Below are 14,616 nucleotides of genomic sequence, written 5' to 3'. Positions count from 1 at the left end.
ACTCCTCGTGAGGATTTGGCGATCAACTCAAGCCTAGGCTGTGTTCTATGCAAGGCACCTGGAATTCTGGAGAAAGCCATGTTTTCACGGCGACAGTTTCTGGTAGCGAGCGGCGGGCTGGGGGCTGCGGCCCTGATAGTCGGTGTATTGCCAAAATTTTCCGCAAGCGTCGCGCTGATCGATGAGGCCCGCGCGGCAGAGGTTTTCGAGGTGACTCACAGCGACAGCGAATGGCGCGCCCTGCTCAGCGCCGAGCAGTACGAGATCTTGCGTGAGGAGGGCACCGAACGGGCCTACAGCAGCCCGCTGAACAACGAGCACCGCAAAGGCATTTTTGCCTGCGCCGGTTGTGATCTGCCGTTGTTTTCTTCCGACACCAAATTCGACAGCCGCACGGGATGGCCGAGCTTCTGGGCGCCACTGGACAACGCGGTGGCCACCCGTCAGGACCGCTCCTTCGGCATGCTGCGCGAAGAGGTCCACTGCCGTCGTTGCGGCGGTCATTTGGGTCATGTTTTCCAGGACGGACCAAAGCCCACCGGCCTGCGCTACTGCATGAACGGCCTGGCGCTGACTTTCAAGCCTCAGGCGTAATCCATGGGCACTTTTTTTCACTCACTTCATACAGGTCGACGTTATGTGGCTGCTGGTCCTCGCTTATCTCGGTGGTGTATTGACGATCATCAGCCCGTGCATTCTGCCGGTGTTGCCCTTTGTCTTCGCTCGCACCGGGCAGCCGTTTATCAAGAGTGGCTTGCCGCTGCTGGCGGGGATGGCGCTGACCTTCGCGCTCGTCGCCTCGTTGGCGGCGGTGGGCGGCGGTTGGGTGGTGCAAGTCAATCAGTACGGTCGCTGGCTCGCGTTGCTGTTCGTTGCACTGTTCGGGCTGACGCTGTTGCTGCCCCGGTTGGCCGAGCGCCTGACGCGTCCACTGGTTGCAGCCGGCGGTCGGCTGTCGCAAGTCGCGGCTGCCGATACCCGGCCGCGTCCCGGCGCTTCATTGTTGATCGGTGTCGCCACGGGCCTGCTCTGGGCGCCCTGCGCCGGGCCGATTCTGGGGCTGCTGCTGACTGGCGCGGCGCTGCAAGGGGCAAGCGCCGCCACCACCTTGTTGCTACTGGCTTACGCGGCCGGCGCCGCCACCTCTCTCGCCGCAGCACTGCTGCTGGGCGGTAAAATCTTCGCCGCGATGAAGCGCTCGATAGGCGCAGGCGAGTGGCTGCGTCGAGGCTTGGGGGGCGCAATGCTGGTGGGTGTGGTGGCGATTGCCCTGGGGCTGGACACCGGAATTCTGGCGCGGGTTTCGACAGCCTCCACCGGCGATATCGAGCAAGCGCTGGTCAACCGATTGGCCAATAGGTTGCCCTCCGACAGTGGGGCAATGATGTCGCAGATTCCACGGGGCGGCGAACAACCCGTCGGCAGTATGAAAATGACCGCCGGGATACCGGACGAACTGCCGATTGAAGGCAACCTTCCATCGCTGGACGGCGCTGTGCAATGGCTCAATTCACCTCCACTCACCGCCCAGGCCTTGAAGGGCAAGGTTGTGCTGGTGGATTTCTGGACTTACTCCTGCATCAACTGCTTGCGCACCCTGCCGTATGTGAAGGCCTGGGCTGAGAAGTATCGTGATCAGGGCTTGGTGGTGATCGGCGTCCATACGCCCGAGTTTGCCTTCGAACGTGATGTAGGCAACGTCACCAAAGCCATGGAAGACCTGGGTGTCACTTATCCTGTGGCAATCGATAACGACTACAAGGTCTGGCGTGCTTTCAACAATCAATACTGGCCGGCCCACTATTTTGCCGATGCAAAGGGGCGTATCCGTTATCACCACTTTGGCGAGGGCAAATACGCTGAATCGGAGCGAGTGATTCAACAATTGCTGCGTGAAGCGGGCGCCGAGAAGGTCGTAGACGGGCTGATCAATGCCCGTGCCGAGGGCGTTCATCTCGCTCCAGACATGAATGAAGTGCAATCGCCGGAAACCTATGTCGGTTACCGACGGGCGGAGCATTTCGTTGCTCAAACCGATCTGTCGCCAGACAAGGTGACGGCCTATAACCCGCCGTCCCAACTGGCCCTCAATCACTGGAGTCTGGAGGGCCAATGGACGGTCGGTCCGGAGCGGGCCGTTTCGAACGCCCCGGCCAGTCGAATCGTCTACCGCTTCCATGCTCGCGATCTGCATCTGGTATTGGGCCCCGGCGCTGATGGCAAACCGGTGCGTTTCAAAGTACTGATTGACGGCAAGCCTCCAGGTAATTCTCACGGTGTCGACGTGGCGCCTGATGGCAGCGGCAGCGTCACCGAGCAGCGGTTGTATCAACTGGTACGCCAGACCGCAGGCGTAAAGGACCGGACATTCAGCATTGAGTTTCTCGATCCGGGTGTGTCGGCGTATGCATTTACCTTTGGTTGATAGCCGTTCGGTTGATAACCCCATTCATTGAGGAGACAGCCCATGAAAACCCTATATAACTGGCGTCGCACCCTGCTGGGATTGGCCGCAGCCGGTGTTATCGGTCAGTGCGCCGCGTTCTCTTTTGGAGGCGCCGAAGAGGCGGTCATCATTGCGCCGCCAACGCTCGACGAGAACACTCAAGCACGCAGTGAAACGGCAATTTTTGCCGGCGGTTGCTTCTGGGGCGTCCAAGGGGTATTTCAACACGTCAAAGGGGTGAAGAACGCTGTCTCCGGTTACGCGGGTGGCACAGCCGACACCGCTCAATACGAGCGGGTCAGCAATGGCGATACCGGTCATGCGGAGGCCGTCGAAGTCACTTACGATCCGGCTCAAGTCAGTTATGGCAGCCTGTTGCAGATCTATTTCTCGGTGGCCCATAACCCCACCGAACTCAACCGCCAAGGGCCGGACCGCGGCACTCAGTATCGGTCGGCGCTATTCCCCAAAAGCGCCGAACAACAACGCGTCGCCCAGGCTTACATCGCCCAGCTAAACGCGGCCCATTCGTTCAACAAACCCATCGTCACCAAAGTGGAAACCTACAACGGCTTCTACCCGGCCGAGGAAGAACATCAGGACTTCCTGACCGAACATCCGACATATCCCTACATCGTGATCAATGACCTGCCGAAAGTGGCGCAGTTGAAGAAGTTGTACCCGGATCGGTATCAGGAGAAGCCGGTGTTGGTGAAGACAGGCATGTAGATACTCAGCCCGAAATCACATTCTTGCCCGCAATCTTCGATCGATACAGCGCCTGATCGGCCCTGGCCAGCAACCCGGTCTGTTGCTCTTCTTCAAAACGTTGCACCACGCCAAAACTCATGGTGACTTGATAGTCCCCGACCGGCAGCAGGCTCGACAGGCTGTGACGGATTTTTTCAGCGAGTGCTCTTGCGTCAGCCAACGAGGTGTTGGGCAGGATCATGATGAACTCGTCGCCGCCCCAGCGCGCCAACAGATCGCCTTCGCGCACGCAGAGCTTCACGCTCTCGATCACCTGCACCAACGCCGCATCACCCAAGGCGTGGCCGTAGTGATCGTTGATGTTTTTGAAGTCATCGATGTCCATGGCGATCAGTGACAGCGGTTGGCGGAAGCGTTGGGCGCGATCGCATTCCAGAGGCAGGGCTTTTTCCAGGCGATAGCGATTGGCGATGGAGGTCAGTACATCGGTTTCCGCCAGTTTGCGGTTTTCTTCGAGTTGGATTTGCAACTGCTCATTGACCCGGGACAACTCGCGGGTGCGTTCTTCGACGATGGCTTCGAGAGATTGATTGCGCCGTTCCATTTCTTCGAACAGGCGTTTCTTGTCTTCGATACTGCGATGCGCACCGACCATTCGCGCTACCGAACCGTCGGCATTACGTGCCAGCACATAGCCGCGATCTTCGATCCAGGTGTAAGTGCCATCCTGCTTGCGGCAACGATACTCGGCTTGATAACCGGGTGCGCGCTGATTCAGGTAGTCATCAAACAGCGCCATGACCTGTGGATAATCGTCGGGATGGATCACGTTTTCCCAGGTCAGCACGTTGTTATCCAGGGAATGAGGTGGATAGCCGAGCATCTCGTACCACCCGGGGTTGCGGTAGACGAACCCGGTGTTGGCGTTCCAGTCCCAGATGCCATCGCTGACCAGTTCCAGAATGGTGTGCAGCATGTCTTCGTTAAAATCTGACAGATTGAACTTCAACGGCTCGATATTCGATGCCTCACCCATCATCGGTCTCCCTGCCGAACTGATATCAACGTGACTCGCCAGTCGAGGAGATTAGTTCATGGGGTATTGCCCCTGCTAGAGGGCGTTCTCAATTAGTTTCCGTAACGAGAGCGCCCCCTACTGCTTGCCCCACTTCTGCAGTGCAAAATCGACGAAGCTGCGCAGTTTTGGCAAACGGTAGCGGTCCTGGGCGTACACCAGGTTCATCGGCCGACTCGGCAGTTGGTAGTCCTGCATCAAGGCCACCAGTTTTCCGTCCTGAAGGTCCTGTTCCACCAAGGCATCGGGCACCATCACGATGCCCATTCCGGTGCGCGCCGCTTGATGCAGCCCCGCCGAACTGTTGATCAGCATCGGCCCGCTGACCGCCACCATGACTTCGCCTTCAGGTCCTCTCAGGCGCCATTGTTTGGCTACCGAATGCCAGTCATCCCCAGCCGGGTAGGCGAAGGCCAGGCAGTCATGGTGTTGCAGATCGGCGGGTTTTTCAGGCGTGCCGCGACGCGCCAGATAGTCCTTCGATGCGCACAAGGTCATCGTGTAGTCGATGAGTGGGCGGGCGATCATGTTGGACAGTTCGGTAGTGCCCAAGCGAATCGCCACATCGAAACCGTTGTCGAGCAGATCCAGGCGCTGGTTGGTCAACACGACGTCGAGTTTGACCTGCGGACAGCGCAAGGTGAATTCGCTCAGGGCCGGCGCCAGCCGTTCGGTGCCGAAGGTCAGCGGTGCGGTGATGCGCAGAGTGCCACTCGGCTCGTCGAGGGTCTGTTCGGCCAGGCGTTCGGAGTCGGCCACCAGCCCCAATACCTCGAGACAACGTTGGTAATACGCGGTGCCGAATTCTGTCAGCCGCTGACGCCGTGTTGTACGGTTGAGCAGACGTACACCCAAACGTTGCTCCAGGGCCCGTAGATGATTGCCGACCATGGTCGTAGACATTTCGCACTGCAAAGCGGCGGCGGTCATGCTGCCAGCTTCCACCACTCTTACGTAAACGGTCATTGCCTGGAACAAATCCATTATCAAGCTCGGCTTTAAAATGATTGAAGTGTTGGGATGTTTATCCAGCTCGGGTGGCTAACCATACTGCAAAAACACCGACTATTAATGGAGTTTGATGTCATGACCGCCGCCTGTCTGATGAGCACCTATCAACCCTTGGCCCTGAGTTTCAGCAAAGGCCTTGGCACACGCTTGTGGGATCAGGCCGGTCGCGAATATCTGGACGCGGTGGCGGGCGTAGCGGTGACCAACGTCGGCCATTCCCATCCGCGAATCGTGGCGGCCATTAGCGAGCAGGCCGGGCTGCTGTTGCATACCTCCAACCTGTACAGCATCGATTGGCAACAGCGGTTGGCGCAGAAACTGGTTCGGCTGTCGGGCATGGAGCGGGCGTTTTTCAATAACTCTGGCGCTGAAGCAAACGAAACCGCGCTGAAACTCGCACGGCTGTACGGCTGGCACAAAGGCATCGAGCAGCCGCTAGTAATTGTCATGGAAAACGCCTTTCACGGTCGTACGCTTGGCACTCTGTCCGCCAGTGACGGCCCGGCGGTGCGTCTGGGGTTTAACCAATTGCCGGGGGATTTCATTAAAGTGCCGTTCGGTGATCTCGCTGCGCTGGAGGCGGTGCAGCACGCCCACGGTCCACGCATCGTGGCGATTCTGATGGAGCCTATTCAGGGCGAAAGCGGTGTGCAAGTGGCACCGCCCGGTTATCTCAAAGCGGTACGCGAACTGTGCAACCGGCGCGCCTGGCTGCTGATGCTCGACGAAATCCAGACTGGCATCGGCCGCACCGGCCAGTGGTTTGCGTTCCAGCACGAAGGCATCATCCCGGACGTCATGACCCTGGCCAAAGGCCTCGGTAACGGCATCCCTATCGGGGCCTGCCTGGCCCGGGGCAAAGCCGCCGACCTGTTCACCCCCGGCAGCCACGGCAGCACGTTCGGTGGCAATCCATTGGCGTGCCGAGTGGGGTGCACCGTGCTGGAGATCATTGAGGAGCAAGGGCTGCTGGAAAACGCCAGACTTCAGGGCGAACACCTGCTCGCCAGATTGCGTATCGAACTGGCCGATGATCCCAACGTTTTGGCGATTCGCGGCCAGGGTTTGATGATCGGCATTGAACTCAAACAACCGGTTCGCGACCTGCCCCTGATTGCAGCCCGTGATCATGGCTTGCTGATCAACGTGACGCGGGGCAAGACCATTCGCCTGCTGCCACCGCTGACGATTGATGAGCGGGAAGTGGAGATGATTGTCAGGGGCGTTGGCCGAGCGCTGAGCGCAGCCTGACTTCTATTGAATGCATGCTTTCCTCTGTAGGAGCTGCCGAAGGCTGCGATCTTTTGATCTTGATTTTCGACAGAGTTGAATCGCTGAAGATCAAAAGATCGCAGCCTTCGGCAGCTCCTACAGAATCTCTGTGTTTGCGTCAGTGGAATCAGGAACGATCAGCGATTGGTTGCACTGTGCTGACGAAAGCCGTGACTTCATCCCGAGTCTTCAGTTGATGTTTCGAACCGCTAAACCCTACGAACAAGCGCTGATGCGCGGCAAATCCACTGGAATCGCCGCGCGTACGGTAGCTACCCGCCCAGTCCTGTAACGCTATCAGTAACTCATCATTTTCATCGCGCTTTGCTTCACGCTGGCGAATATGACTGACGCAGTCTTCGTCCTTCAGGCTCAACCAGATGATCGCCGTCGCCTGTTCCACCAGTTCACTGACTATCCACCCATACACACCCTCGATAACCCATCGCTCTTCATTCGCTACCACCCGTGCCATTCCCAATACTTCGGCGCGGGGGCGAGCAATGCTGTGTTCGTTGGATAGCCAGTGAATCAGGTCGAGATCGATCCAGGGCACCTGCAAGTGCTCGGCCAGTCGTTTGGCCAGCCAACTCTTGCCCGAGCCGGAATTGCCGATGATCAGGGTTCGGGTGAGGTTCATGCTGTGCGGGTAATTGCTCATGGCAATTCGGCCAACGTCATTCAACCGCTTCGGAAATTTCAGGCGCCACCATCCGCGTCTTCGGTGAGCCATCCGCGTTGTGCTGATAAATATCCTGTGGCTGGCCCTTTTCATTAAAGAACACCTGGCCGATCCCCGCCGAGTTCCATAACCGCTCGCCCGCCTCGGCATGCTCCGGAACGTGCGGAACAATGCGCATCCGCCGGCGCTTGGTCAGCCAGTTCAGTGGCGAGCGGGGCGAGTAAAGCCAGCGGTTGAGGCGATCGAACCATTCGAGCAGCGCAGGCGGAAACTCGTTTTTGATACCGCTGCTGGTGATCTGCCAGATTCGTGGGCCCGCCTTGCGGTGTCGGATCAATACTTCGTAGACGAAGGAATAATGCACATCGCCGGACAGCACGACGTAGTTACCGGGAGTGCGGGAATGTCGGAAAATGTTCAGGATTACCTGGGCGGCGCCGCGATGGGCCATCCAGTTTTCGGCGTCCACCAACAGTGGATAACCGCACCAGCTAAACACTCGTTGCACGGTTTCGATCAATTTGACGCCGAAAATCGGCGCCGGCGAAACGATGATCGCCGAGGGATGATCGAGCAAATCCTGCTGCAGCTCGCTGAGCGCTTCCCAATCCAGCAGACCGGACGGTTGCTTGAGCGTCATTTCGCTGCGCCAGCGCCGGGTGCGAGTATCGAGCACCACCAGCGCCGGGCGAGTGGGCAGCACGTAATGCCACTTCTGAAAGCTCAGCAACTCGTCAATCAAGCTATCCTGGACGTCGCTGTCCAAGTAGTGGTCTTGCCCCGAGGCACTCAATAGGCGGGTTCTCTCCAGCATGCCGCCAAATGCGTCCGGATTGTTGCCCCAGCCTTGGCACAGCATATAAGCGAGCAGCGCGTTGCCGATGATGCGCTTGGAGAACGGATGGCCGTAGGCCGTTTCCTCCCATTGCGCGGAAAGATTCCAGTCATCAGTAATGTCATGGTCATCGAAGATCATCAGGCATGGCAGGTGCGCCATCGCCCGCCCAACGCCACCCAGTCCTTTCTTGAATTCATCGATGCGCGTCTGCTCCAGGGCATAACGCTTGCGCCGTTCGGGCGTCAGTGCTGGTGGTTGCGGTGCGATCAGTGTCCAGGACGTTGGCGACCATACTAATAGGTACATGGCCATGACCTCGGCAAAGGTCACCAAATGGTTGTCGGCGCTGCTACTGGTGAAGATCGGCTTACGCGCTCCACCGAAAAACCGCTCGCGCAGGGTTTCGTTGCTCTCAAGCGCAGGTAACAAATCCGCACGGTGGTAATAACTGGCTGGGTGCTCGTAGAGTTTCGCGCTGTCGCTGACCACCGCACCGTCGAGGTGTTCGTCGAACAGCCCCAGACGCTCGATCAAGGCATGGATTGCCCGCAACATCGGTCCCGCGACATCATCCGCATACACTTGATCGCCGCTCATCATTAATAGCGCAGGGCGATTGCTCGCCTCGGGCTCAGACTCCAGCAGTCGATCGACGCACAGCAAACCATCAGCCGCCGGATGGTGAGGTTTACGGCAGGAGCCATGCAGCAATTGATCGATCCGCGAGCGCAATACGAAGTTCGGGCAATGCGCCGCGCCATATAGTAGATGAGGCGCCCATTCGAGAATGCCCGACGGGGTGCCATCCGTGTCGGTGATCAGCAGGTCGTACTCGATCAACGCATCGCAGGGCAGGGCGGCAGCCAGTGGCACATTTATCAAATGAATGAAGGCATGAGTACCAACCGGGATAATCGTGCATTGCCCCTCATCGAGACGGATGTCGACGCCTTGCAGGCGCAGCGTCAACGTCAATGCACGCGAGCCCACCAGCCACAACACCAGCTGCGTGGCTTCCAGGCGCCGTAATAGCGGGCCGACGAGGACTGGTGGCAATAGGGCGTGATCGGCGGGCAATGGCAAAGATACGGACATCCGGGTTCAAGACTCTTGGTGCAGAGAGGCGGGCGATAATAGCGCAGCTAGGGGTGAGGATTGAGCCTTGTCCATCACTGGGAGGGCGATGAGTAAAGCAGGGCTGCTTATAAAGGCAGAAATCAGTGCTCGCCTTGAAGGGTTTCGCCAAGGGAAAAAATAATCGCAGCAGGTGGTTGACCACGAAATTAAATGCTGTACTATTTGCCTCCCGCTAACGAGAGATCGGAAGCGCAAGTGGTTGAAGTTGTTGAAGATTCCCAAGCGAAACTTTGAAAACTTCTGAAATAACCGCTTGACAGTAACAGAGGCTGCTGTAGAATGCGCGCCTCGGTTGAGACGAAAGATCTTAACCAACCGCTCTTTAACAACTGAATCAAGCAATTCGTGTGGGTGCTTGTGGAGTCAGACTGATAGTCAACAAGATTATCAGCATCACAAGTTACTCCGCGAGAAATCAAAGATGTAACCAACGATTGCTGAGCCAAGTTTAGGGTTTCTTAAAAACCCAAAGATGTTTGAACTGAAGAGTTTGATCATGGCTCAGATTGAACGCTGGCGGCAGGCCTAACACATGCAAGTCGAGCGGTAGAGAGGTGCTTGCACCTCTTGAGAGCGGCGGACGGGTGAGTAATGCCTAGGAATCTGCCTGGTAGTGGGGGATAACGCTCGGAAACGGACGCTAATACCGCATACGTCCTACGGGAGAAAGCAGGGGACCTTCGGGCCTTGCGCTATCAGATGAGCCTAGGTCGGATTAGCTAGTTGGTGAGGTAATGGCTCACCAAGGCGACGATCCGTAACTGGTCTGAGAGGATGATCAGTCACACTGGAACTGAGACACGGTCCAGACTCCTACGGGAGGCAGCAGTGGGGAATATTGGACAATGGGCGAAAGCCTGATCCAGCCATGCCGCGTGTGTGAAGAAGGTCTTCGGATTGTAAAGCACTTTAAGTTGGGAGGAAGGGCAGTTACCTAATACGTAATTGTTTTGACGTTACCGACAGAATAAGCACCGGCTAACTCTGTGCCAGCAGCCGCGGTAATACAGAGGGTGCAAGCGTTAATCGGAATTACTGGGCGTAAAGCGCGCGTAGGTGGTTCGTTAAGTTGGATGTGAAAGCCCCGGGCTCAACCTGGGAACTGCATTCAAAACTGACGAGCTAGAGTATGGTAGAGGGTGGTGGAATTTCCTGTGTAGCGGTGAAATGCGTAGATATAGGAAGGAACACCAGTGGCGAAGGCGACCACCTGGACTGATACTGACACTGAGGTGCGAAAGCGTGGGGAGCAAACAGGATTAGATACCCTGGTAGTCCACGCCGTAAACGATGTCAACTAGCCGTTGGGAGCCTTGAGCTCTTAGTGGCGCAGCTAACGCATTAAGTTGACCGCCTGGGGAGTACGGCCGCAAGGTTAAAACTCAAATGAATTGACGGGGGCCCGCACAAGCGGTGGAGCATGTGGTTTAATTCGAAGCAACGCGAAGAACCTTACCAGGCCTTGACATCCAATGAACTTTCCAGAGATGGATGGGTGCCTTCGGGAACATTGAGACAGGTGCTGCATGGCTGTCGTCAGCTCGTGTCGTGAGATGTTGGGTTAAGTCCCGTAACGAGCGCAACCCTTGTCCTTAGTTACCAGCACGTCATGGTGGGCACTCTAAGGAGACTGCCGGTGACAAACCGGAGGAAGGTGGGGATGACGTCAAGTCATCATGGCCCTTACGGCCTGGGCTACACACGTGCTACAATGGTCGGTACAGAGGGTTGCCAAGCCGCGAGGTGGAGCTAATCCCAGAAAACCGATCGTAGTCCGGATCGCAGTCTGCAACTCGACTGCGTGAAGTCGGAATCGCTAGTAATCGCGAATCAGAATGTCGCGGTGAATACGTTCCCGGGCCTTGTACACACCGCCCGTCACACCATGGGAGTGGGTTGCACCAGAAGTAGCTAGTCTAACCTTCGGGAGGACGGTTACCACGGTGTGATTCATGACTGGGGTGAAGTCGTAACAAGGTAGCCGTAGGGGAACCTGCGGCTGGATCACCTCCTTAATCGACGACATCAGCTGCTCCATAAGTTCCCACACGAATTGCTTGATTCATTGAAGAAGACGATAGAAGCAGCTTTAAGCTCCAAGCTGATAGCTCAACGCTAACAGTTACAAGCTCGAAATTGGGTCTGTAGCTCAGTTGGTTAGAGCGCACCCCTGATAAGGGTGAGGTCGGCAGTTCGAATCTGCCCAGACCCACCAATTTTGTTATGGGGCCATAGCTCAGCTGGGAGAGCGCCTGCCTTGCACGCAGGAGGTCAGCGGTTCGATCCCGCTTGGCTCCACCATAAACTGCTTCGACACGTTTGAGAGTTTAGAAATGAATATTCGGTAGTGAATATTGATTTCTAGTCTTTTGATTAGATCGTTCTTTAAAAATTTGGGTATGTGATAGAAAGATAGACTGAACACTACTTTCACTGGTAGTGGATCAGGCTAAGGTAAAATTTGTGAGTTGCTCTTTATGAGCAAGCATCGAATTTTCGGCGAATGTCGTCTTCACAGTATAACCAGATTGCTTGGGGTTATATGGTCAAGTGAAGAAGCGCATACGGTGGATGCCTTGGCAGTCAGAGGCGATGAAAGACGTGGTAGCCTGCGAAAAGCTTCGGGGAGTCGGCAAACAGACTTTGATCCGGAGATGTCTGAATGGGGGAACCCACCTAACATAAGTTAGGTATCTTAAGCTGAATACATAGGCTTAAGAAGCGAACCAGGGGAACTGAAACATCTAAGTACCCTGAGGAAAAGAAATCAACCGAGATTCCCTTAGTAGTGGCGAGCGAACGGGGACTAGCCCTTAAGTGGCTTTGAGATTAGCGGAACGCTCTGGAAAGTGCGGCCATAGTGGGTGATAGCCCTGTACGCGAAAATCTCTTGGCCATGAAATCGAGTAGGACGGAGCACGAGAAACTTTGTCTGAATATGGGGGGACCATCCTCCAAGGCTAAATACTACTGACTGACCGATAGTGAACTAGTACCGTGAGGGAAAGGCGAAAAGAACCCCGGAGAGGGGAGTGAAATAGATCCTGAAACCGTATGCGTACAAGCAGTGGGAGCCCACTTTGTTGGGTGACTGCGTACCTTTTGTATAATGGGTCAGCGACTTATTTTCAGTGGCGAGCTTAACCGAATAGGGGAGGCGTAGCGAAAGCGAGTCTTAATAGGGCGTCTAGTCGCTGGGAATAGACCCGAAACCGGGCGATCTATCCATGGGCAGGTTGAAGGTTGGGTAACACTAACTGGAGGACCGAACCGACTACCGTTGAAAAGTTAGCGGATGACCTGTGGATCGGAGTGAAAGGCTAATCAAGCTCGGAGATAGCTGGTTCTCCTCGAAAGCTATTTAGGTAGCGCCTCATGTATCACTGTAGGGGGTAGAGCACTGTTTCGGCTAGGGGGTCATCCCGACTTACCAAACCGATGCAAACTCCGAATACCTACAAGTGCCGAGCATGGGAGACACACGGCGGGTGCTAACGTCCGTCGTGAAAAGGGAAACAACCCAGACCGTCAGCTAAGGTCCCAAAGTTATGGTTAAGTGGGAAACGATGTGGGAAGGCTTAGACAGCTAGGAGGTTGGCTTAGAAGCAGCCACCCTTTAAAGAAAGCGTAATAGCTCACTAGTCGAGTCGGCCTGCGCGGAAGATGTAACGGGGCTCAAACCATACACCGAAGCTACGGGTATCACTTAGGTGATGCGGTAGAGGAGCGTTCTGTAAGCCTGTGAAGGTGAGTTGAGAAGCTTGCTGGAGGTATCAGAAGTGCGAATGCTGACATGAGTAACGACAATGGGTGTGAAAAACACCCACGCCGAAAGACCAAGGTTTCCTGCGCAACGTTAATCGACGCAGGGTTAGTCGGTCCCTAAGGCGAGGCTGAAAAGCGTAGTCGATGGAAAACAGGTTAATATTCCTGTACTTCTGGTTATTGCGATGGAGGGACGGAGAAGGCTAGGCCAGCTTGGCGTTGGTTGTCCAAGTTTAAGGTGGTAGGCTGGAATCTTAGGTAAATCCGGGATTCTAAGGCCGAGAGCTGATGACGAGTGTTCTTTTAGAACACGAAGTGGTTGATGCCATGCTTCCAAGAAAAGCTTCTAAGCTTCAGGTAACCAGGAACCGTACCCCAAACCGACACAGGTGGTTGGGTAGAGAATACCAAGGCGCTTGAGAGAACTCGGGTGAAGGAACTAGGCAAAATGGCACCGTAACTTCGGGAGAAGGTGCGCCGGTGAGGGTGAAGCATTTACTGCGTAAGCCCACGCCGGTCGAAGATACCAGGCCGCTGCGACTGTTTATTAAAAACACAGCACTCTGCAAACACGAAAGTGGACGTATAGGGTGTGACGCCTGCCCGGTGCCGGAAGGTTAATTGATGGGGTTAGCTAACGCGAAGCTCTTGATCGAAGCCCCGGTAAACGGCGGCCGTAACTATAACGGTCCTAAGGTAGCGAAATTCCTTGTCGGGTAAGTTCCGACCTGCACGAATGGCGTAACGATGGCGGCGCTGTCTCCACCCGAGACTCAGTGAAATTGAAATCGCTGTGAAGATGCAGTGTATCCGCGGCTAGACGGAAAGACCCCGTGAACCTTTACTATAGCTTTGCACTGGACTTTGAATTTGCTTGTGTAGGATAGGTGGGAGGCTTTGAAGCGTGGACGCCAGTTCGCGTGGAGCCAACCTTGAAATACCACCCTGGCAACTTTGAGGTTCTAACTCAGGTCCGTTATCCGGATCGAGGACAGTGTATGGTGGGTAGTTTGACTGGGGCGGTCTCCTCCTAAAGAGTAACGGAGGAGTACGAAGGTGCGCTCAGACCGGTCGGAAATCGGTCGTAGAGTATAAAGGCAAAAGCGCGCTTGACTGCGAGACAGACACGTCGAGCAGGTACGAAAGTAGGTCTTAGTGATCCGGTGGTTCTGTATGGAAGGGCCATCGCTCAACGGATAAAAGGTACTCCGGGGATAACAGGCTGATACCGCCCAAGAGTTCATATCGACGGCGGTGTTTGGCACCTCGATGTCGGCTCATCACATCCTGGGGCTGAAGCCGGTCCCAAGGGTATGGCTGTTCGCCATTTAAAGTGGTACGCGAGCTGGGTTTAGAACGTCGTGAGACAGTTCGGTCCCTATCTGCCGTGGACGTTTGAGATTTGAGAGGGGCTGCTCCTAGTACGAGAGGACCGGAGTGGACGAACCTCTGGTGTTCCGGTTGTCACGCCAGTGGCATTGCCGGGTAGCTATGTTCGGAATAGATAACCGCTGAAAGCATCTAAGCGGGAAACTAGCCTCAAGATGAGATCTCACTGGGACCTTGAGTCCCCTGAAGGGCCGTCGAAGACTACGACGTTGATAGGTTGGGTGTGTAAGCGCTGTGAGGCGTTGAGCTAACCAATACTAATTGCCCGTGAGGCTTGACCATATAACACC

General features: G+C 55.9%; 8 protein-coding genes, 2 tRNA genes and 2 rRNA genes. 8 read left to right on the top strand and 4 right to left on the bottom strand.

Going from position 1 to position 14,616, the window contains the following annotated elements:
• Positions 1–78: 78 nt before the first annotated feature.
• Genes msrB through msrA form a run of 3 tightly spaced genes read left to right on the top strand, consistent with a single transcriptional unit; the run spans position 79 to position 3,175 of the window.
• Positions 79–594 carry a peptide-methionine (R)-S-oxide reductase MsrB gene (gene msrB / locus ABH909_RS27320; RefSeq protein ID WP_429439117.1) on the top strand — a complete coding sequence of 172 codons (516 nt, stop codon included), beginning with the start codon at positions 79–81 and terminating at the stop codon, positions 592–594.
• A gap of 43 nt (positions 595–637) precedes the next feature.
• On the top strand, positions 638–2,425 hold the full coding sequence (locus tag ABH909_RS27315; protein ID WP_429439114.1) for a cytochrome c biogenesis protein DipZ: 1,788 nt from the start codon (positions 638–640) through the stop codon (positions 2,423–2,425).
• Positions 2,426–2,467: 42 nt separating this feature from the next.
• Positions 2,468–3,175, top strand: coding sequence for a peptide-methionine (S)-S-oxide reductase MsrA (gene msrA, locus ABH909_RS27310; RefSeq protein ID WP_429439111.1), 708 nt, complete (start codon positions 2,468–2,470; stop codon positions 3,173–3,175).
• A gap of 4 nt (positions 3,176–3,179) precedes the next feature.
• Here the strand turns inward: msrA and ABH909_RS27305 are convergent, their stop codons facing one another.
• Together ABH909_RS27305 and ABH909_RS27300 are read right to left on the bottom strand one after the other, a co-directional pair.
• On the bottom strand, positions 3,180–4,193 hold the full coding sequence (locus ABH909_RS27305) for a sensor domain-containing diguanylate cyclase (protein WP_429439108.1): 1,014 nt from the start codon (positions 4,191–4,193) through the stop codon (positions 3,180–3,182).
• A 117-nt stretch (positions 4,194–4,310) separates the two neighbouring features.
• Positions 4,311–5,216, bottom strand: a complete 906-nt coding sequence (locus tag ABH909_RS27300) for a LysR family transcriptional regulator (protein ID WP_429439106.1) — start codon at positions 5,214–5,216, stop codon at positions 4,311–4,313.
• Positions 5,217–5,318: 102 nt separating this feature from the next.
• Here ABH909_RS27300 and ABH909_RS27295 point away from each other — a divergent pair, with 102 nt between their 5' ends.
• Complete coding sequence (locus ABH909_RS27295) at positions 5,319–6,494, top strand: aspartate aminotransferase family protein (protein ID WP_429439104.1); 1,176 nt, start codon at positions 5,319–5,321, stop codon at positions 6,492–6,494.
• Between the two features lie 148 nt (positions 6,495–6,642).
• On the opposite strand, the gene ABH909_RS27290 is transcribed toward ABH909_RS27295, so the two are convergent.
• Positions 6,643–7,176 (bottom strand): adenylate kinase, encoded by a 534-nt coding sequence (locus tag ABH909_RS27290; protein ID WP_429439102.1) that lies wholly within the window; start codon positions 7,174–7,176, stop codon positions 6,643–6,645.
• A 16-nt stretch (positions 7,177–7,192) separates the two neighbouring features.
• Positions 7,193–9,130 carry an alkaline phosphatase D family protein gene (locus ABH909_RS27285; RefSeq protein WP_429439100.1) on the bottom strand — a complete coding sequence of 646 codons (1,938 nt, stop codon included), beginning with the start codon at positions 9,128–9,130 and terminating at the stop codon, positions 7,193–7,195.
• A gap of 520 nt (positions 9,131–9,650) precedes the next feature.
• Here ABH909_RS27285 and ABH909_RS27280 point away from each other — a divergent pair.
• The 4 genes from ABH909_RS27280 (at position 9,651) to ABH909_RS27265 (ending at position 14,608) form a co-directional block, all read left to right on the top strand.
• A 16S ribosomal RNA gene (locus tag ABH909_RS27280) occupies positions 9,651–11,187 on the top strand.
• A gap of 123 nt (positions 11,188–11,310) precedes the next feature.
• Positions 11,311–11,387, top strand: a tRNA-Ile gene (locus ABH909_RS27275).
• Between the two features lie 10 nt (positions 11,388–11,397).
• Positions 11,398–11,473 (top strand) — tRNA-Ala (locus ABH909_RS27270).
• 243 nt (positions 11,474–11,716) lie between these two features.
• Positions 11,717–14,608: ribosomal RNA gene (locus ABH909_RS27265) — 23S ribosomal RNA — on the top strand.
• Together the 16S and 23S rRNA genes with 2 tRNA genes alongside form the textbook arrangement of a ribosomal RNA operon.
• Positions 14,609–14,616: the final 8 nt, after the last annotated feature.

The organism is Pseudomonas sp. BS3782 TE3695 (assembly GCF_050435305.1).
Classification (GTDB): domain Bacteria; phylum Pseudomonadota; class Gammaproteobacteria; order Pseudomonadales; family Pseudomonadaceae; genus Aquipseudomonas.
Note: the sequence above shows the minus strand (reverse complement) of the source record. Positions and strands in the feature narration are given on the sequence as shown.

Bases quoted from the DNA above. Each gene is read 5' to 3' on its own strand.
- msrB (WP_429439117.1), top strand. From the start codon at position 79: ATGTTTTCACGGCGACAGTTTCTGGTAGCGAGCGGCGGGCTGGGGGCT.
- ABH909_RS27315 (WP_429439114.1), top strand. From the start codon at position 638: ATGTGGCTGCTGGTCCTCGCTTATCTCGGTGGTGTATTGACGATCATC.
- msrA (WP_429439111.1), top strand. From the start codon at position 2,468: ATGAAAACCCTATATAACTGGCGTCGCACCCTGCTGGGATTGGCCGCA.
- ABH909_RS27305 (WP_429439108.1), bottom strand. From the start codon at position 4,193: ATGGGTGAGGCATCGAATATCGAGCCGTTGAAGTTCAATCTGTCAGAT.
- ABH909_RS27300 (WP_429439106.1), bottom strand. From the start codon at position 5,216: ATGGATTTGTTCCAGGCAATGACCGTTTACGTAAGAGTGGTGGAAGCT.
- ABH909_RS27295 (WP_429439104.1), top strand. From the start codon at position 5,319: ATGACCGCCGCCTGTCTGATGAGCACCTATCAACCCTTGGCCCTGAGT.
- ABH909_RS27290 (WP_429439102.1), bottom strand. From the start codon at position 7,176: ATGAGCAATTACCCGCACAGCATGAACCTCACCCGAACCCTGATCATC.
- ABH909_RS27285 (WP_429439100.1), bottom strand. From the start codon at position 9,130: ATGTCCGTATCTTTGCCATTGCCCGCCGATCACGCCCTATTGCCACCA.